At 69.2% G+C, this 17,638-nt stretch carries 20 protein-coding genes; 17 read left to right on the forward strand and 3 right to left on the reverse strand.

Features of this window, described 5'->3' with window-relative positions; translation table 11 throughout:
- Positions 1-23 precede the first annotated feature (23 nt).
- From ssb to AB7F93_RS03190, 17 genes are all read left to right on the forward strand, one after another.
- Positions 24-515, forward strand: a complete 492-nt coding sequence (gene ssb / locus AB7F93_RS03110) for a single-stranded DNA-binding protein (protein ID WP_428301422.1) — start codon at positions 24-26, stop codon at positions 513-515.
- A gap of 43 nt (positions 516-558) precedes the next feature.
- On the forward strand, positions 559-2,040 hold the full coding sequence (locus AB7F93_RS03115; protein ID WP_428301423.1) for a leucyl aminopeptidase: 1,482 nt from the start codon (positions 559-561) through the stop codon (positions 2,038-2,040).
- Entirely contained in the window at positions 2,040-2,468 is a 429-nt protein-coding gene (locus tag AB7F93_RS03120; protein ID WP_428301424.1) for a DNA polymerase III subunit chi, read from the forward strand. The genes AB7F93_RS03115 and AB7F93_RS03120 overlap by 1 nt, the downstream gene beginning before the upstream one ends.
- Positions 2,465-3,034 (forward strand): hypothetical protein, encoded by a 570-nt coding sequence (locus AB7F93_RS03125; protein WP_428301425.1) that lies wholly within the window; start codon positions 2,465-2,467, stop codon positions 3,032-3,034. The genes AB7F93_RS03120 and AB7F93_RS03125 overlap by 4 nt, the downstream gene beginning before the upstream one ends.
- Before the next feature lie 27 nt (positions 3,035-3,061).
- On the forward strand, positions 3,062-5,863 hold the full coding sequence (locus AB7F93_RS03130) for a valine--tRNA ligase (protein ID WP_428301426.1): 2,802 nt from the start codon (positions 3,062-3,064) through the stop codon (positions 5,861-5,863).
- Positions 5,864-5,896: 33 nt separating this feature from the next.
- Positions 5,897-6,106 carry a hypothetical protein gene (locus tag AB7F93_RS03135; RefSeq protein ID WP_428301427.1) on the forward strand — a complete coding sequence of 70 codons (210 nt, stop codon included), beginning with the start codon at positions 5,897-5,899 and terminating at the stop codon, positions 6,104-6,106.
- A gap of 53 nt (positions 6,107-6,159) precedes the next feature.
- Positions 6,160-6,543, forward strand: a complete 384-nt coding sequence (locus AB7F93_RS03140; RefSeq protein ID WP_428301428.1) for an ankyrin repeat domain-containing protein — start codon at positions 6,160-6,162, stop codon at positions 6,541-6,543.
- Positions 6,540-7,004, forward strand: a complete 465-nt coding sequence (locus tag AB7F93_RS03145) for a hypothetical protein (protein ID WP_428301429.1) — start codon at positions 6,540-6,542, stop codon at positions 7,002-7,004. The genes AB7F93_RS03140 and AB7F93_RS03145 overlap by 4 nt, the downstream gene beginning before the upstream one ends.
- Before the next feature lie 44 nt (positions 7,005-7,048).
- Complete coding sequence (locus AB7F93_RS03150; protein WP_428301430.1) at positions 7,049-7,531, forward strand: hypothetical protein; 483 nt, start codon at positions 7,049-7,051, stop codon at positions 7,529-7,531.
- Between the two features lie 191 nt (positions 7,532-7,722).
- The gene (locus tag AB7F93_RS03155) at positions 7,723-8,628 is read left to right on the forward strand and encodes a thiamine pyrophosphate-dependent dehydrogenase E1 component subunit alpha (protein ID WP_428301431.1); all 906 of its coding nucleotides are present in this window, start codon (positions 7,723-7,725) and stop codon (positions 8,626-8,628) included.
- 2 nt (positions 8,629-8,630) lie between these two features.
- Positions 8,631-9,605 carry an alpha-ketoacid dehydrogenase subunit beta gene (locus AB7F93_RS03160; RefSeq protein ID WP_428301432.1) on the forward strand — a complete coding sequence of 325 codons (975 nt, stop codon included), beginning with the start codon at positions 8,631-8,633 and terminating at the stop codon, positions 9,603-9,605.
- A 19-nt stretch (positions 9,606-9,624) separates the two neighbouring features.
- A complete protein-coding gene (locus AB7F93_RS03165) occupies positions 9,625-10,410 on the forward strand; it encodes an enoyl-CoA hydratase/isomerase family protein (protein WP_428301433.1) in 786 nt (261 codons plus the stop codon).
- A 6-nt stretch (positions 10,411-10,416) separates the two neighbouring features.
- Positions 10,417-11,451, forward strand: a complete 1,035-nt coding sequence (locus AB7F93_RS03170) for a biotin/lipoyl-containing protein (RefSeq protein WP_428301434.1) — start codon at positions 10,417-10,419, stop codon at positions 11,449-11,451.
- A 34-nt stretch (positions 11,452-11,485) separates the two neighbouring features.
- Positions 11,486-12,658 carry an acyl-CoA dehydrogenase family protein gene (locus AB7F93_RS03175; RefSeq protein ID WP_428301435.1) on the forward strand — a complete coding sequence of 391 codons (1,173 nt, stop codon included), beginning with the start codon at positions 11,486-11,488 and terminating at the stop codon, positions 12,656-12,658.
- A 13-nt stretch (positions 12,659-12,671) separates the two neighbouring features.
- Positions 12,672-14,174 (forward strand): AMP-binding protein, encoded by a 1,503-nt coding sequence (locus AB7F93_RS03180; protein WP_428301436.1) that lies wholly within the window; start codon positions 12,672-12,674, stop codon positions 14,172-14,174.
- Positions 14,175-14,338: 164 nt separating this feature from the next.
- Positions 14,339-14,569 (forward strand): type II toxin-antitoxin system HicB family antitoxin, encoded by a 231-nt coding sequence (locus AB7F93_RS03185; RefSeq protein ID WP_428301437.1) that lies wholly within the window; start codon positions 14,339-14,341, stop codon positions 14,567-14,569.
- Positions 14,570-14,797 carry a type II toxin-antitoxin system HicA family toxin gene (locus tag AB7F93_RS03190; protein WP_428301438.1) on the forward strand — a complete coding sequence of 76 codons (228 nt, stop codon included), beginning with the start codon at positions 14,570-14,572 and terminating at the stop codon, positions 14,795-14,797. It begins immediately after the preceding gene.
- Positions 14,798-15,009: 212 nt separating this feature from the next.
- Here AB7F93_RS03190 and AB7F93_RS03195 read toward each other — a convergent pair whose 3' ends face one another.
- Genes AB7F93_RS03195 through AB7F93_RS03205 form a run of 3 tightly spaced genes read right to left on the reverse strand, consistent with a single transcriptional unit; the run spans position 15,010 to position 17,525 of the window.
- Positions 15,010-15,699, reverse strand: a complete 690-nt coding sequence (locus AB7F93_RS03195) for an RNA ligase family protein (RefSeq protein ID WP_428301439.1) — start codon at positions 15,697-15,699, stop codon at positions 15,010-15,012.
- 9 nt (positions 15,700-15,708) lie between these two features.
- Positions 15,709-16,242, reverse strand: coding sequence for a hypothetical protein (locus tag AB7F93_RS03200; protein WP_428301440.1), 534 nt, complete (start codon positions 16,240-16,242; stop codon positions 15,709-15,711).
- The gene (locus AB7F93_RS03205) at positions 16,239-17,525 is read right to left on the reverse strand and encodes an AAA family ATPase (protein WP_428301441.1); all 1,287 of its coding nucleotides are present in this window, start codon (positions 17,523-17,525) and stop codon (positions 16,239-16,241) included. Before AB7F93_RS03205 ends, AB7F93_RS03200 begins: the two co-directional genes overlap by 4 nt.
- Positions 17,526-17,638: the final 113 nt, after the last annotated feature.

The raw sequence follows: 17,638 nt of genomic DNA on the forward strand, positions 1-17,638 counted from the left end.
GTTTTGACGTTACGGAGGCGGTCATGGCGCGCGGCATCAACAAGGTAATTCTGATCGGCAACCTCGGGCGCGATCCCGAGGTGCGCTACACGGCGGGCGGCTCGGCCGTGGCCAATCTGCGCATCGCGACCACCGAGTCGTGGCGCGACAAGCAGACCGGCGAGAAGAAAGAGGCGACCGAGTGGCACAGCGTGGTGCTGTTCGGCAAGACCGCCGAAATTGCCGGCGAGTACCTCAAGAAGGGCCGCACGGTGTACATCGAGGGCCGCCTGCAAACCCGCAAGTACCAGGACAAGGACGGCCAGGAGCGCTACAGCACCGAGGTCGTCGCATCGGACATGCAGATGCTGGGCGGTGGTGAGGGCCGCGGCGAGGGCGGCGGTTTCGGTGGCGGCCGGCAGGCTGCCGCGGAAGAGCCCGCCTGGGGCGGCGGCGCGCCGGCTGGACGCCCGGGCGGCGGCAAGCCGCCGGCGGACGACTTCGGGGGCGACTTCGAGGACGACATTCCGTTCTAGCGGACTGTTGCAGTAACCGGAACCTCGCCTGGAGCGCCCTGTCATGCATTTCGAGCTCACCCGCCTGCCCGCCGCTTCCCAGCCCGGCGGCTGCGTGGCGGTCGGCGTGTTCGCGTCGCACGCCCTGACGCCTTCCGCCAAGCTGCTCGACAAGGCCAGCGGCGGCGCCATCACCGCCGCCGTGAAGGCGGGCGACATGCCCGGCAAACCGGGCGACACGCTGCTGCTGCGCGGCCTGCCGGGCGTGAAGGCCGAGCGGGTGCTGCTGGTCGGCTGCGGCAAGGCCGGTGAGCTGCACGAGGGCGCCTACCAGCGCATCGTGGCGACCGCCGCCGCCGCGGTCGGCAAGCTGCACGCGGCTGACGCGGCGTTGTACCTGACGGAACTCGCCGTCGCTGGCCACGACGAGGCCTGGCGCGTGCGCGCCGCGGTAGCGGCGGCCGACCACGCGCTTTACCGCTTCAACGAGTACAAGCGCGAGCCCGGCAAGCGGCACCTGAAAACCCTCGCCTTCGGCTGCGGCGGGAAGTCCACGAAGGCGCTCGACGCTGCGCTGCGGCAGGGTATGGCCATCGCCGCCGGGGTGACGCTGACGCGGGATCTCGGCAACCATCCGGCCAATATCTGCACGCCGACGTATCTGGCCGATCAGGCGCAGGCGCTCGCCAAGGCGCACAAGCTCGACATCGAGGTGCTGGACGAGCCACAGATGCGCGCGCTCGGCATGGGCGCGCTGCTGGCGGTGGCGCAAGGCACGCGCGAGCCGCCGAAGCTGATCGTCGTGAAACACCTGCGCGGCAAGGCAAAGGCGCCGCCGGTGGTGCTGGTCGGCAAGGGCGTCACCTTCGACTCGGGCGGCATCTCCATCAAGCCCGGCGCCGGCATGGACGAGATGAAGTTCGACATGTGCGGCGCCGCGTCCGTGCTCGGCACGCTCAAGGCCGCCGCCGAACTCGACCTGCCGATCAACCTCATCGGCGTGATCCCGGCGAGCGAGAACCTGCCGGATGGCAAGGCCGTGAAGCCCGGCGACATCGTCAAGACCATGGCCGGCAAGACGGTCGAGATTCTGAATACCGACGCCGAAGGCCGGCTGCTGCTGTGCGACGCGCTCACCTACGCCGAGCGCTTCAAGCCGGACGTGATCGTCGACATCGCCACGCTCACCGGCGCCTGCGTGGTCGCGCTCGGCGGCCACGCGCACGGCCTGCTCGGCAACGACCAGAAGCTGATCGACGCGCTGCTCGCCGCCGGCCGCACGGCGCACGACCGCGCCTGGCAGCTGCCGCTGTGGGACGACTACAAGGAGCAGCTCAAGAGCCCGTTCGCGGACCTGCCGAATGTGGCCGGGCGCGAAGCCGGCACCATTACCGCGGCGGCGTTCCTGTCCGCCTTCACGGAAAAGCTGCGCTGGGCGCATCTGGACATCGCCGGCACGGCCTGGAAGTCCGGCAAGGACAAGTCGGCCACCGGCCGGCCGGTGGGCCTGCTGGTGCAGTACCTGCTGGACCGCGTCGGCGCCTGATGGCGGAGATCGACTTCTACGTGCTGGACGGCGCCGCGCCGCCCGATGCGGCGCTGTTCACCTGCCGGCTGCTGGAGACGGTGGTGCGACGCGGCGCGGAAGTGCACGTGCACGTGGCGGACGAAGCCGCGGCGCGCGCGCTCGACGAGCGCCTGTGGTCGTTCAGCGCCGGCTCCTTCGTGCCGCACCGGCTGGTCGGCAGCGCCGGCCGCGCGCCGGTGTGGATCGGCTGGCAGCCGCCCGCGCAACCCGGCGAGGTGCTGCTCACGCTCACCGACGAGGTGCCGCATTTCTTCAGCGGCTTCCGGCGCGTGCTGGAACTGGTGCCGGCCGAGGAGCCCGCCCGCGAGCGGGCGCGGGCACGCTACCGCTTTTACCGTGAGCGCGGCTACAAGCTCCGTCAACACACGCTCGGAGGCTCAGCATGAGCGATGACATCCGCGAGCCGGAACCGGCCGACGACGACATCCCGGTGCTGACCGATATCGTGGTGCCGGGGCGCTTGCGGTCCGCCAACCCGACGACGACCGATGCGACGTCCGTCGGCAGGGACTTTGTGTTCGACATCGATTTCGAGGACCGCAACCGCGGCGTCGAGTTCCCTTCCCCGCCCGCAGCGCCGCCCTCCCCCGCCGCGCCCACGTCCCCGGCGCCGGATTCGGAACCCGAAGAAGGCGCCGATCTCGACCTGCCGCTGCCCTGGGCCGAGTCCACGCCGCAGTCCACGACGGTACCCGAGCCAGTCGCCCGGCCCGGGAGAACGGAACCGCTGATCACCGCGGCAGTCGCCAAGGCGGCCGCGGCGGTGATCGAGCCGCCCGACGCCGACGCGCAAGCGCTGCTGCGCGAGTTGCTGGCGGAGATCGGCGCCGGCCTTGAACAGCGCCTGGCACTGGAGCTGGCGGCCACCGAACAGCGCCTGCGCGCGGCGCTGCGCGAAGAACTCGACACGCGTCTCAGCGAACTGCTGGCGGGCGCAATCCCCAAGCCCTGACCCTGCGCCGCCCGCCGGCGCCGCCCCATGGACAAGACCTACGACCCCAAGGCCATCGAGCAGCGCTGGTACCAGCACTGGGAAAGCGCCGGCCATTTCAAGCCAAGCGGCCAGGGCGAGCCGTACTGCATCGTGATCCCGCCGCCGAACGTGACCGGCAGCCTGCACATGGGGCATGCCTTCAACAACACGGTGATGGACCTGCTGATCCGCCACGCGCGCATGAGCGGCCGGGACACGCTGTGGCAGGTGGGCACCGACCACGCCGGCATCGCCACGCAAATGGTGGTCGAGCGCCAGCTCGCCGCCCAGGGCCAGCCCCGCCACGACCTCGGCCGCGAGGCGTTTCTGGACCGCGTGTGGCAGTGGAAGGCCGAGTCCGGCGGCACCATCACCCGCCAGCTGCGGCGACTCGGTGCCTCCTGCGACTGGTCGCGCGAGCGCTTCACCATGGACGCGGGTCTCTCCGCCGCGGTGACGGAAACCTTCGTGCGCCTGCACGAGCAGGGCCTCATTTACCGCGGCAAGCGCCTCGTCAACTGGGACCCGGTGCTGCAAACCGCTATCTCGGACCTGGAGGTGGTAAGCGAGGAGGAACGCGGCCACCTGTGGCACATCCGCTACCCGCTCGCGGACGGCAGCGGGCATCTCACGGTTGCCACCACGCGCCCGGAAACGCTGCTGGGTGACAGCGCCGTCGCCGTGCACCCGGACGACGCGCGCTACCGGCACCTGATCGGCAACACCGTGCGCCTGCCGCTGTGCGATCGGGAGATTTCGGTCATCGCGGACGAGTACGTCGACCCGAGCTTCGGCACCGGCTGCGTCAAGATCACCCCGGCGCACGACTTCAACGACTTCGCCGTCGGCGAGCGCCACGGCCTGCCCAAGATCAACGTGATGACGCCCGACGCGCGCATCAACGACGAGGCGCCGGCCGCCTACCGCGGCCTCGACCGTTACGAAGCCCGCAAGCGCATCGTCGCCGACCTCGAAGCCGCCGACCTGCTGGACTCGGTCAAGGACCACACGCTGGTGGTGCCGCGCGGGGATCGCACCGGCGCCGTGGTCGAGCCGTATCTGACCGACCAGTGGTACGTGGATCTCACGCGCGAGGTGCAGCCGGACGGCCGCCCCGGCGGCATGGCCGCCATCACCCGCCCGGCGCTAGACGCCGTGCGCTCGGGCCGCATTCGTCTCATCCCGGACAACTGGGAGAAGACTTACGCGCAGTGGCTGGAGAACATCCAGGACTGGTGCATCAGCCGGCAGATCTGGTGGGGGCACCGCATTCCGGCGTGGTACGACGCGGCGGGCCGCGCGTGGGTCGCGAGTACCTTCGAGGAAGCACAAACAAGGGCCCGCGCCGCCGGCAGCGACATCGCGCCGGACAGCCAGGACACGGACGTGCTCGACACCTGGTTCAGCTCCGCGCTGTGGCCGTTCTCGACGCTCGGCTGGCCGGAACAGACGCCGGAACTCGCGCGCTACTACCCCACCGACGTGCTGGTGACGGGCTTCGACATCATCTTCTTCTGGGTGGCGCGCATGGTCATGATGGGCCTGCCGTTCGCCGGCGACGTGCCGTTTCGCACCGTGTACGTGCACGGCCTGGTGCGCGACCACGAAGGCCAGAAGATGAGCAAGTCCAAGGGCAACGTGCTGGACCCGCTCGACATCATCGACGGCGTGGACGTCGAGACCCTGGTCGGGAAGCGCACCGCGGGTCTCATGCAGCCGCAGATGGCCAAAAAGATCGAACAGGCCACGCGCAAGCAGTTCCCGCAGGGCATCCCGGCCTACGGCACGGACGCGCTGCGCTTCACGTTTGCCTCGCAGGCCACGCTGGGGCGGGACATCAAGTTCGATCTCGCCCGCTGCGAGGGCTACCGGAACTTCTGCACCAAGCTGTGGAACGCCGCCCGCTTCGTGCTGATGAACACCGACGGCGTGTCGTTGGATGGCGAGCGGCGCGTCGGCCCCGCCGAACGCTGGATCGAGGCGCGTCTGGCCGCCACCGTGGCCGACATCGACCAGGCCATCGCCGACTATCGGCTCGACTACGTCGCAAGCGCGCTGTACCAGTTCGTGTGGGAGGACTACTGCGACTGGTACATCGAGCTCGCCAAGCCGGTGCTGAACGACGCCGCGGCCGATCCGGCGCTCGCCCGCGGCGTGCGCCACACGCTGCTGCGCGTGCTGGAAACGCTGCTGCGCGTGGCGCACCCGCTAATCCCGTTCATCACCGAAGAAATCTGGCAGCAGGTGGCGCCGCGCGCCGGCGTCAAGGGCGACACCGTGATGCACGCCGCCTGGCCCAAGGCAGGCGAGTTCACCGTCGATGCCCAGGCGGTGGCCGATATCGAGTGGCTGAAGGACATCATCCGCGCCGTGCGCAACCTGCGGGCGGAACTGAACCTGCCGCCCGGCCAGCCGGTGCCGCTGCTGCTGAGTGGCGATGCCGCGGCGCGCGCACGGCTCGCGCCGCACGAGGGCCTGCTGCAGCGCCTGGCGCGCCTGGCAAGTCTCGGCTGGGTGGACGCGGCCGACGCGCCGCAAGCCGCCGTGGCGCTGGTCGGCGAGCTTGCCGTGCGCCTGCCGCTCGCGGGCCTCGTCGATGCCGCGGCGGAAGTCGAGCGCCTGGGCAAGGAAATCGCCAAGCTCGAACAGCTCATCACGCGCGCCGAGGCGAAGCTCGCCAACCCGGCCTTCGTCGACAAGGCGCCCGCCGACGTGGTCGCCACCGAGCGGGCTCGCCTGGCGGAATTCGCCGATCAGCTCGGCACGCTTCGCGCGCAGCGCGAGCGCATGGCGGCGCTGGCGGGCTGAGCCATGCCGCGGCGCGCGAACGCCCTGTGAGCCATGCGCCTGATCCGTCGTCTGATCGGTATCGCGGTTGGCGCGCTGCCGATTGCACTGGTGGCGACGCTGCTGGCTTGGCCGCTGTGGGGCCGATTCGAGGCCGCGACCGGCATTGAGTCGCTCGGTCATTCCGGGCCCGCGGAATGGTGTTTCGCGGCGGTCTACGGACTGTGCGTTGCGGTTGGCGTGAGCGTGTTCGCTCGCCGCTGATTCGATGGCGCCGTGCGTCCACGGCTGCCGCGCGCCTTGGAGGGCACATGACTATGCAGTGGCACCACGCCGCCCGGTCGGGGGATGCCGACGCCCTGCGCGCCCTGCTGGCGCAGGGGGCCGTGGTGGATCGACTCGACCGGCACGGGCAGTCGGCTCTGATGCTGGCCGCCCGGCACGGTCATCTGGCCGCGGTGCAGGCGCTGGTCGCGGCCGGCGCCGCGCTCGACATTACCGCCAAGTACGGCCTGTCGGCCTTGATGCTGGCGGTGGTCAACGGCCACGACGCGGTGGCCAGGGCGCTCACCTCGGCGGGCGCAAATCGATGCCTCCGCGGAACCGGAGCGCCCGGCTTTGCGGGTCGGACGGCGGCCGAGCTGGCGGCGCTGCAGGGGCTGACCGATCTTGCCCATTGCCTGGCCGGCGATCCGGCATGAAGCCGGCGACTCGTCTTTGGGTGGCGATCCGCTATCTGCGCTGGGCGGGCGTGGTCCCGGCGGCGGTGCTCGCCTGGCAGGCGGTGTTCGTGCTGGGCCTGTTGCTGCTGTCGACGCTCGATAGCTTCTGTCCACCGGCGCTTGTGGTGTCCGGACACTGCACGGCTGACTGGCACCCCGCCGCCACGCGTGCCGTGTTCGTGCTCTGCGCCGGCCTTGCGGCGTTCTCGGTGGTGCTCGGTGCGGCCTTGGTGGCGCCCGCGCACCGACGGCTGGTCGCCGCTACCGCGTTCGGCATCGGCCTGGTCGTAGCGGCTTGCATGGCGGTACCGATCGGGGCAGGACTGGAACTGCTCGCCGCCACCGCCGCCGGCTGGGCGGGGATCTACATCGCGGCCGGTTTCGCCCCCCCGCCCGCGTCGGCCGATGGCGCCGGGCCGCGCGCACCGGGCGGCGTGTGATGGGGCTTCGCTCGGTCTTGTGGGCATTGCCGGCTTGGCTGGTGGTGAGCTCGATCGGCACCGCTGCCCCGACGTCCATCGTTCACGATCCGGTCGCGACCGTGGTCGCGGCGGCGCTTGCTGAGGCCGAATCGCTGCTGCGCATCGAGCGGGATTTCGACTACGACGGCCGTGCCGACCTCGCGCTCGCCACCTCGGATAGCTGCGGCAACAAGCTGTGTAGCCTGGAGCTGTTTCTCTCCCGCCGAGATGGCGGTTACACAGCGGTGGGCACGGTTGATATGTTGCCGTTCGGCTATGGGCTGACGCGGCATCGGCAGGGTGTCGGCCAACTCGTCACCTGCCACGCCCGTGGCGAGCAGGTGACGCGCGTGACGCACTTCGTATCGCAGCGCGGACTGCACGCGATAGATTCCGACCCAACCGGGTCGTGTCCGCCGGATGCGCACTACGCCTGGCATGAATGCCGGCTCGATGCAGCGCGTCGGCGGGGCCGCTGCGACTGGCGGCCGGCCTCGTGGCCCTGACCGGATTTGCCCGGCGCGCCAGTTACCATGTGCGCCCCGCGCGCACCCGCCGCGGGTCAGCAAAGCCAGGGAGTGAGCTTGTGGTTCGACGTGGGTCTCGGGCGCCTTCAGGCTCACCCGCGCGAAGGCCGACCGCGCCAGGAAAATCACCCACCGCCGATCGCGCCGCGCGGCTCGATCTTTACCGCACCATGCGCCGCATCCGCAGCGCCGAGCAGCGCCTGTCGGAGCTGTTCGCGGCCGGCGAAGTGCCGGGGTTCATTCACCTCAGCATCGGTCAGGAGGCGGTCGCGGCCGGCGTGATGGCCGCACTGCAACCGGCCGACACCATCGCCTCCAATCACCGCGGCCATGGGCATTGTCTGGCGCGCGGCGTGGATCTTGCGGGTCTGTTCGCGGAGATCATGGGCCGCGACACGGGCCTGTGCCGTGGCCGCGGCGGCTCCATGCACGTGGCGGACATGCGGATCGGCATGCTGGGCGCGAACGGCATCGTCGGCGCCGGCATTCCGCTCGCCGTTGGCAGCGCGCTCGCGCACCAGGTGCGCGGCACGGGCGGCGTGGCGGTGGCGTTTTTTGGTGACGGCGCGCTTGCCGAGGGCGTGCTGCACGAGTCGCTCAACATCGCCGCGCTGTGGCGGCTGCCGCTGCTGTTCGTGTGCGAGAACAACGGCTGGTCGGAGTTCTCGCCGGCCGAGCGGCAGTTCGCCGCCAAGCCGCTCGATCTTGCGGCCACGTTCGGCATCGGCGGCGAGCAGGTGGACGGCAACGACGTGCTGGGGGTGCTGGACGCCGCCACGCGCCTGCGGTCGCAGACAGCCGGCGACGGCCCGCGCATGCTGGAGTGCATCACCGACCGCGTGCGCGGCCACTACGAAGGCGACCCGCAGCGCTACCGCGCCGGCACGCGGGAACTCACCGACCCGCTCGACGCCGGCCGGCAGCGCCTGCGCGCGGCGCGCGTGACGGCCGCGGCCATCGACGCGATCGACGCCGAGGTCGAGCAGGAACTTGCCGCCGCCGTCGAGACTGCGCGCAGCGGCGCGCATCCGCAGTTCGCCGCCGCAGCGGCCGACGTTTATACCCAGGGCGCCTGACGATGCCTGAACTGCGCTACGGCAAGGCCATCGGCCAGGCCCTGAACGACGCCATGACCGCCGACCCGAACGTGGTGGTGTTCGGTGAGGACATCGCCATCGCCGGCGGCAGCTTTGGCGTCACACGCGGCCTGCTGGACGCCTTCGGCCCACTTCGCGTGCGCGACACGCCGATCAGCGAGGCGACGCTGCTGTCGGCGGCGGTCGGCGCGGCCATGGGGGGCCTGAAGCCCGTGGTCGAGATCATGTTCATGGACTTCATCACGCTCGGCATGGACGCGCTGGTGAACCAGGCGGCCAAGGCGCGCTTCATGTTCGGCGGGCAGACCAGCGTGCCGATGGTGCTGCGCACGCCGCACGGCGGCGGGCTGGCGGCCGGGCCGCAGCACTCGCAGTGCCTGGAGGGCTGGCTGGCGCACGTGCCGGGGCTGAAAGTGGTCTGCCCGGCCACGGTGGCCGATGCCTATGGCCTGCTGCGCAGCGCCATCGACGACCCCGACCCGGTGATCTTCATCGAGCACAAGGCGCTGTACGCACGCAGCGGCGAGATCGCCGCGCCGCCGGCGGCGGTGCCGATCGGCCGCGCGGCCGTGGCCCGGCCGGGGCGGGACTTGACCATCGTCACCTGGGGCGCGGCGCTGCACGAGGCGCTCACCGCCGCGCAGCAACTCGCCGAGCGCGGTATCGAGGCCGAGGTGATCGACCTGCGCTCGCTCCAGCCCTGGGACGAGGCCGCGGTGCTGGCGTCGCTCGCCCGCACGCATCGCCTGGTGGTGTTCCACGAGGCGGTCACGGCCTACGGCCCGGGGGCGGAGATCGCCGCGCGCATGGGCGAGATCGGCTTCGACGAACTCGACGCGCCCATCCTGCGCGTCGGCGCGCCGTTCATGCCGGTGCCGTTCGCGCCCTCGCTCGAAACCGAATACCGGCCGCAGAGCGGCGATCTGATCGCCGCCGCCGAACGCGTGCTGGCTTGATCCACCCCGAGGACACCCCATGTCGGACGCCCCGATCCTGACCGAACTGCACGGCGCCGTCGCCGTGCTCACCATCAACCGCCCACGCGTGCTGAACGCGCTCGACGTGCCGACCATGCACGCCTTCGAGCAGGCCTTCGGCGCACTGGAGGCGGACCCCGCGGTGCACGTGATCGTCATCACCGGCGCCGGCGAGCGGGCCTTCGTGGCCGGCGGCGACATTGCCGATCTCGACTCCCGGCAGGGTCTGGCGCACTACCAGCAGTTCGCGGAGGTGATCCATCGCCTGTTCCGGCGCGTGGAGACCTGCGACAAGCCGACCATCGCGGCGGTGAACGGCTTCGCACTCGGCGGCGGCACGGAACTGCTGCTGTGCACGGACATCCGCCTGCTGGCGGACAGCGCCCAGCTTGCGCTGCCGGAGATCAACCTTGGCCTGTTCCCCGGTGCCGGCGGCAGCCAGCGTCTACTGCGGCAGATTCCGGCCTGCCGGGCGCGCGAGCTGATGTTCACCGGCGACCGCATCGACGCCGCAACGGCTGTGGGATTGGGATTGGCGAACCGCGTGGTGCCAGCCGCGCAACTGATGGACGAGGCGCTGGCGCTCGCCGCGCGCATCGCCGCCAAGTCGCCGCTGACGCTGAAGCTGCTCAAGCGCAACCTGCTGCACGGCGCCGACATGCCGCTGCCGGCGGCGCTGGCGCACGAGCAGGCGGTGATCAGCCTGGTGCTCGACAGCGCCGACGCGCACGAGGGCTGCCGCGCGTTTCTGGAAAAGCGCCCGGCGCAGTTCCGCGGCGAGTAGGCGCGCATGTCGCAGACGCTCGCCATGCCCAAGCTCGGGCTGACCATGACCGAAGGGCAGGTCGCCGAGTGGCGCCGCGCGCCGGGCGAACCGTTTGCCGCCGGCGACGTGCTGGTGGTGATCGAAACCGACAAGATCGCCAACGAGGTGGAAGCGCCAGCCGCCGGGCGGCTCACGGCGGTACTCGTCGAGGCCGGGCGGACGGTGCCGGTGGGCGCGGCGCTGGCGCAGTGGGAACTGGTGGACGGGCAGATGGCTTCCGCGAGCGCTCCGGCAGGCGCGACCGACGCGCAGCCGGCGCCGGCGATGCCGTCGCCCTCTGCTGCCGCCGACGCCCAAGCGGCCGAGCCAGCCTCGCCCAAACCGACCGCGACGCCGGCGACGCCCGGCGGACGCATCGTTGCCACGCCGTACGCGCGGCGCCTGGCACACGAGCGCGACGTGCCGCTCGCCGGCATCGCGGGCAGCGGCCCCGGCGGGCGCATCCGCGCGGCGGACGTGCCGCAATCCGCGGCGCCGCAACTAGTCGCCACGCCCCCGGCGGCGGCTGCCGGCGGCCTCGCCGCGGCGGCGGCTGAACACTTTCTGCTCGCCGACGTGCCCGCCGTGGCGCTGCTGGAGTGGCGCGCCCGGCTGTCGGCCGGTCAGGGCGGCATCGGCAGCCTGGCGCTTTATCTCGCCGCGCGGGTGTTGCCGGCGCTGCGCCCGCAGGCGCTGTGCGCCGCCGGCGACGGCGCGCCGGTGCTGGCCGCGCTGGCGGCGCAGGGCTATACCGCGTGGCGCTCGGCCATGCAGGCCGCCGTGTCCGCAGCGCCGCACGCGACGCTGCGGTTCGCCAGTGCCGGGCGCGGCCCGCTGCGCGTGTGGGCGCCGGCCCGACCGATTGGCTGCGAACTCGCGCTTGGGCTCGGCAGCGTGACCGATGGCGGCATGACACTGTCGCTGCGCGCCGATGCCGCCGCCTGGTCGGCGGCCGACGTGGCGGCCTACCTCACTCGCTTGCACGCCGCGCTGGAAGATCCGCGTCGCGTGCTGCTGTAAATCTCCCCTTTCGCTTTTATCGAGAAGGCGCACCGTGAATTTCGACCTCACCGACGAGCAGCGCATGATCTGCGACACCGCCGACCGCGTCGGCGCCGACTTCGGCCCGGATTACTGGCTGGAGAAGGACCGCGCCAAGGCCTTCCCGCAGGAACTGTGGCAGGCCATCTGTGATGCGGGCCTGTGCGGCGTGGCGCTGTCGGAATCGCACGGCGGCAGCGGCCTTGGCATGCAGGAGATGGCGCTGATCGTGGAGCATCTGGCGGCCACCGGCGGCGGCGCCACGCTGGGGCAGTTGTTCATGATCAACCCCATCTTCGGCGGCGTGTCGCTGTCGCGCTTCGGCAGTGAACGCCAGCAGGCCGAGATGCTGCCGGCGCTGACCGCGGGGCGCATGAACTTCTGCATGGCGCTCACGGAGCCCGACGCCGGCTCGAACACGCTGGAGCTGCGCAGCTTCGCGCGCGCCGACGGCGACGGCTGGCGGCTGTCGGGCCAGAAGATCTGGATCACCGGCGTCAAGGAAGGCCACAAGATGCTGGTGGTGGCGCGCACCAAAAAGGTGGAGGAGGTCGCCCGCCGCACCGAAGGGCTGACGATGTTCATGATCGACATCGACCGGCCGGGGCTGTCGTTTGCGCTGATCGAGAAGCTCGGCACCAACACGCTGTCCTCGTGCAGCGTGTTTTTTGACGACGTGCGCATCGAGCCGCATGAACTCGTCGGCACGCTGCACGGCGGCTGGTTCGAGCTGCTGGAGGTGCTGAACACCGAGCGCATCGTGACCACCGCGGCGCTGATCGGCGCCGGCGACATGGCCATCCGCCAGGCCGTGGAGTACGCGCAGGTGCGCAAGGTGTTCCGCGGTACGCCGATCGGCGCCTACCAGGGCGTGCAGTTCCCGCTGGCGCAGGCACACGCGCAGTTGCAGACGGCGCGCCTGATGAACCTCAAGGCCGCCTGGCTGTGCGACCAGGGCCGCCAGTACGGATCGGAAGCCAACACCGCCAAGCTGATCGCCGCCCAGGCGGCCATGTCCGCCATCGAGCACGCCATGCAGACGCTCGGCGGCATGGGCTACGCGCGCGAGTCGCACCTGGAGCGCCTGTGGCGCGACGCGCGGCTGTTCAAGTTCGCGCCGGTGGCCGAGGAGATGGTGCTGAACTTCATCGCGACGCACGATCTGGGGCTGCCGCGGGGGTATTGAGGAGGTACAGCCGATGGTCAACCTGAGCGCCTTCATCGACTACCACGCCCGCGTCAGCCCGCAGCGCGAGGCGGTGCTGTACGAGGGCGCGCGCATCACGTACGGGGAACTGGCTCAGCGGCTGCGCGCGCTGGCGGCGCTGTTCGCGGCACGCGGCGTCGGCGCCGGCGACGTGGTGGCGGTGCTGATGAAAAACAGCGCGGCCTACCTCGACATCGCGTTCGCCACGTCGTATCTGGGCGCCGTGCTGCTGCCCATCAACTTCCGCCTGTCGCAGGCGGAGGTGGCCTACATCGTCGGTGACTCGAACACGCGCCTGCTGTGCGTGGACGAGGAACTCACCGGCAGCGTCGGCGGCACCGACGCGGTGCTGGTGTTCGGCCGCGACGCGCAGCGCGACCCGCGCGTTCTCGGCACGGAAGAAGCGCCGCCCGGCGTGGTGCGCGGGCCGCAGGATTTGATGCGCCTCATGTACACCTCCGGCACCACCGCGCACCCGAAGGGCGTGCAGCACACCTACGCCAACTTCTACTGGAAGAACATGGACCACGTGCTGGCGCTCGGCATCACGCCGGAAAGCCGCGCCAACGTCGTCGGGCCGCTGTACCACGTCGGCGGCATGGACCTGCCGGGCATCAACGTGCTGTGGCAGGGCGGCCTGCTGTACGTGCACCGCGAGTTCGACCCCGAGGCGACCGTGGCCGCCATCGCCGCCGAGCGCCTCAACTGCTCCTGGATGGCGCCCGTGATGACCGGCCGCGTGCTGGCGCTGGAGGGCCGCGATCGCTACGACGTCTCCAGCCTGCGCTGGTGCGTCGGCGGCGGTGAGAAGACGCCCGAGTCGCGCATCCGCGCGTTCTCGGAGTACTTCACCGGCGCGCGCTACGTGGACGGCTACGGGCTGACCGAAACCTGCGGCGGCGACACGATCATGGAAGCCGGCTGGGAGATCGCCAAGATCGGCTCCACCGGCCGCGCCACGGCGCACGTGGAGCTGCGCATCCGCGATGAGAACGGCGCCGACCTGCCGCCCGGCAGCGACGGCGAGGTGTGCCTGCGCGGCCCGAAGGTGATGCCGGGCTACTGGAACGCGCCGCAGAAGAACGCCGAGAGCTTTTTCGCCGACGGCTTTTTCCGCACCGGCGACGTCGGCCACGTGGACGCAGACGGCTTTCTGTACCTCACCGACCGGCGCAAGGACATGATCATTTCCGGCGGCGAGAACATCGCCTCGTCGGAAGTCGAGCGCGTCATCCACGAGCTGCCCGAGGTCGCCGAGTGCGCCGTCATCGGCGTGCCCGACGCGCGCTGGGGCGAGCGGCCGGTGGCGCTGGTGGTGCTGCGCGACGGCGCGCGCCTGGCCGAGGACACGCTGCGCGCGCACTGCCGCGCGCGCCTCGCCGCCTTTAAGGTGCCGGACCGCTTCGTGCTGCGCGGCGCGCTGCCGCGCAACCCCTCCGGCAAGGTGCTCAAGCGCGTACTGCGGGATGAGGTAGCGGGCGCGTCAGACGCCTGAGTGACGTGTTATCAACTGCAACCAAGAGATCACGTGGAAGGCGGATCGCGGTCCGCCCTACGGCGGGCTTGCCATAGCGGGCTGTGCGGCCCAGGCGATCGGGCGGCTCGCCAATGCTATATTTTTTGCTGAAGCGAAGCGCCAACGACACCCTACGGAAATGTATGGAACAGATCGTCAATTTGCACATCGAGCATTTGCCGGAAGGCGTCTATCTGGCGACATCGGACGACATTCCAGGCTTGGTAGCCCAGGGCCGCACTGTTATCGAAACCCTGGAGATTGCCCGCGACGTTGCCAAGAAACTGCTTGAGGCACAGGTCGAACGTCACGACCCACCCGAGCTTCGAGAAACAGGAGACTCTTTTGACTATCCGCTGGTGGTCAGCGGTTAAATGGGGCGGCTCGCAGGCTTTCGCTACCGCGAGATTGTTAAGCGGCTAAAAACGCTGGGATTCGAGTTCGACCGCCAGGCAGCCGGTAGCCACGAAATCTGGTTCAATCCTGCCACCCACCGCTACACCACCATTCCCAACCATCCCGGCGACATGCCGGAAGGGACGTTGCGGGCGATTCTCAAACAGGCATGCATTGAGGCGGAGGAGTTTCTGAGCCAGAAGTAAGGCGACATTTTCACGCAGGCGCCTTGGTATAAATCGGATTTTCGGCAAGGTTGCAGCGAGCGTTAGGTGGGCGAAGCGAAGCGTGCCCACTCGGAGAGTAAATGCGTCATCGCGCGTTAGCTAGCGAGATTCATCGAACCCGCGTGGGCACGGCCTTGCGGCCTTTGCCCACCCTACTGCTCGCTTGGCGAGCAGGATCGGCGAGAGACCGCTCATGCCGGATGCGCCGCCAGCCGGTTGTGCGCCGGCGCGCGGCGGCTCCAGTGGGTGTCGATCGCCTGGACGAAATCGGCGCGCACCAGCTTGGCCCGCGCCGCACACCAGTCCCCGACGTCGCGGCGCAGCACTAAGCCTTCGACGCGCGGCGCACCGCAGGCCGATGGCGTTTCTTCAAGCAGCCGCTTCACCGTCGCCAGCGTCAGCCGGCCTTGCGCGACTTCGGGCACCGCCGGGATGCCGCTCCGCTGCAACAACGCGTTGCGCCGCGCCAGGCTCCAGAAGCGTTGGCTGGCCCGATCATAGACGTCGAAGCCGATGAACCAGTCCGGCAACGCGGTGTAGGGAATGCTGTGGGTATAGGCACACCATTCGCCGAACAGGATCAGCTCCGGCATCAGCACCTCGCGCAGGCTGGCCTCGTGCTGCGCCAGCCAGGCCGGCAGCCGCGCGAACTGGCCGGCATGGGGTTCGTACAGATACTGCCCGCGGTTCTGGGCGCGCAGCCTGCCATCCGGCGCCAGCGATAGCCCCAGGTTTGCGCCGTCGAGCTTCTCCTCCACCACCACTTCACCCGCCAGCAGCGCCTGTGCCTCGGCCGGCGCGAGCACCTTGTCGTCGCGCGGCACGCCCGGGCCGAGCCACGCCAGGTGCGGGGTGTGGGGAAAGCGGAAGAAGTCGGTCATGTCGCCCGTTCAACGATGCCGTTTTTCGGCATGTTTCTGCCGTGACCAAGCCTCGATGATTGGCTCCAGTTGCACCTGATGCGCGGCCAGTGCGCGTTCCCAATCATGCCAATCGGTATCGCCGGCAAAGGCAATGCAACCCTCCCCAAAAGCTTCATGCGCAGCCAACGCCGCCGCTACCATTTTTCGGTCTGCAAGATCATGGACAACAGAAGCGAGCGTTGCCGGCAAGACACCATGACCATCGTTGTCGTAGACAACCTCTACTCCGTCCACCGCCGCCGTGCTCCATTTGTGCATGACGACCTGAATGCCGTAGGCATTGAAGTCAAGATTTCGATTGTTGATGTATTCGTCGTAAATGCGACCGCCCAAATCCAGCACCATCCGCGACGGGCCTTGCTCGAAGGCGTACAGCCACTCCCAGATCACCTTGCGCAAACCGGGGTCTGCCGGGGTCGCGTCAATATCCTTCGGGTGAATCGGGTCCGCCGCGCTGGCGGCGATCAGGACATTGGTGTCCACCACGTAACGCGCCTTCACGGCGCACTCTTTTTCTGGCGCTCGAACATCAGGCGCGCCTGCTCGCGCGTCTCACCCATGGCGTCGCCGAAGAATCCGGGCGGCCAGTCGGGAAGGCGACCAAAGTCGTCCAGCGCCAGCGTCCGAAGGTGAGCCGACGTGCCCTCGCGCTCGACGAAATAGAGCGCCACATTATCCGTGGACACTTTCTGCCTGGCCACCAGGGTCTGCATGCGCCGGAACAGATGTTCCGAGTGCGTCTCCACGACAAACTGCACCCGGCGCTGTCGACTAACCTCGACGAACAATTCGGCGAGTACCGATTGGGCCAGTGGATGCAGGTGAATCTCAGGTTCTTCCAGGATGATCGTGCTGCCCTTGGGCGCAAAGTAGGCCACCACCAGTACCGGCAGTACCTGCGACACGCCAATGCCCACGTCGCGCAGGTTGCAGGCCACGCCATCACGGTGGATCACCAATTCATAGCGGTTTGATCGCCCCTGCTGGCGCACCTCCAGCCTTTCGGCCACCTTCATGCGCTTGAGCCATTTGGAGACACCCTCCACCACGACGTTCTGCTCCTCGCCTTTCAGCAACGCACTGGCCAGCAGTGCATCGATGGCGGCACGGCCGTCGCTGCCCACGTCGCCGGGCTTGGTCTTGTTCCACGGATAATCGCGTTCCGGCTTGCGGCGCAGTGGCCCCAGATAGCTGATGCTCTCCAGCTCGCGGCGGATGGCGAGGCTCAAGTCCTCGGCCAGTGGCCCGTCCTTGTCCAGCCGTGCAATGACATCGGCAGAGAGCGCGATCGAACGCTCCGGCGCGCAATCCCGGCCCTTCATGCGCGGCTGCGATTCTTCGTCCACCAGGATAGAAAACGCGCCCTTTTCACGGCGCACGGCCTGAAAGAGTCGTTTATCCGTCTGCAGTTTCAGGGTCTGCACGACCACACTGCCGGATGAAGTCTGGCCGTAGCTGCACTCGAATTTGCCTTCTTTGATTCGCTCGGGCTCAGCGCGCTCAAAATCGAAAGCAATCGTGAATTGTCGAAGCGAGTCGGCTGATTGATTCAGCAAGTCGTCAAAGCTGCCGAAATTGAAAAGGTCGTTGACCTCATCCCCACCCAGATTCAGGTGCACCGTGCGATCGGGCGACTGCACGGTCTGCTTGAGCAGCAGCAGGCTCTGGATCAAAGAGGATTTGCCTGACGAATTGGTGCCTAGCAGCATGGTCACGGGCTTGAGCGCCAAGTCGCCAGTATCGCGCCACGCTTTGAAATTCTTGAGTCGCAAGCGGGTAAACATCAGTCTAAATCTCCAGCGAGACATAGGGTGGGCAAAGCGACGCGTGCCCTCGGGGAGAGAAAATGCGTCATCGAGTGTTTCCTCCCGAAAGTCATCGAACCCGCGTGGGCACC

Source organism: Immundisolibacter sp. (assembly GCF_050250495.1).
In the GTDB taxonomy this organism is placed as follows: Bacteria; Pseudomonadota; Gammaproteobacteria; order Immundisolibacterales; family Immundisolibacteraceae; genus Immundisolibacter.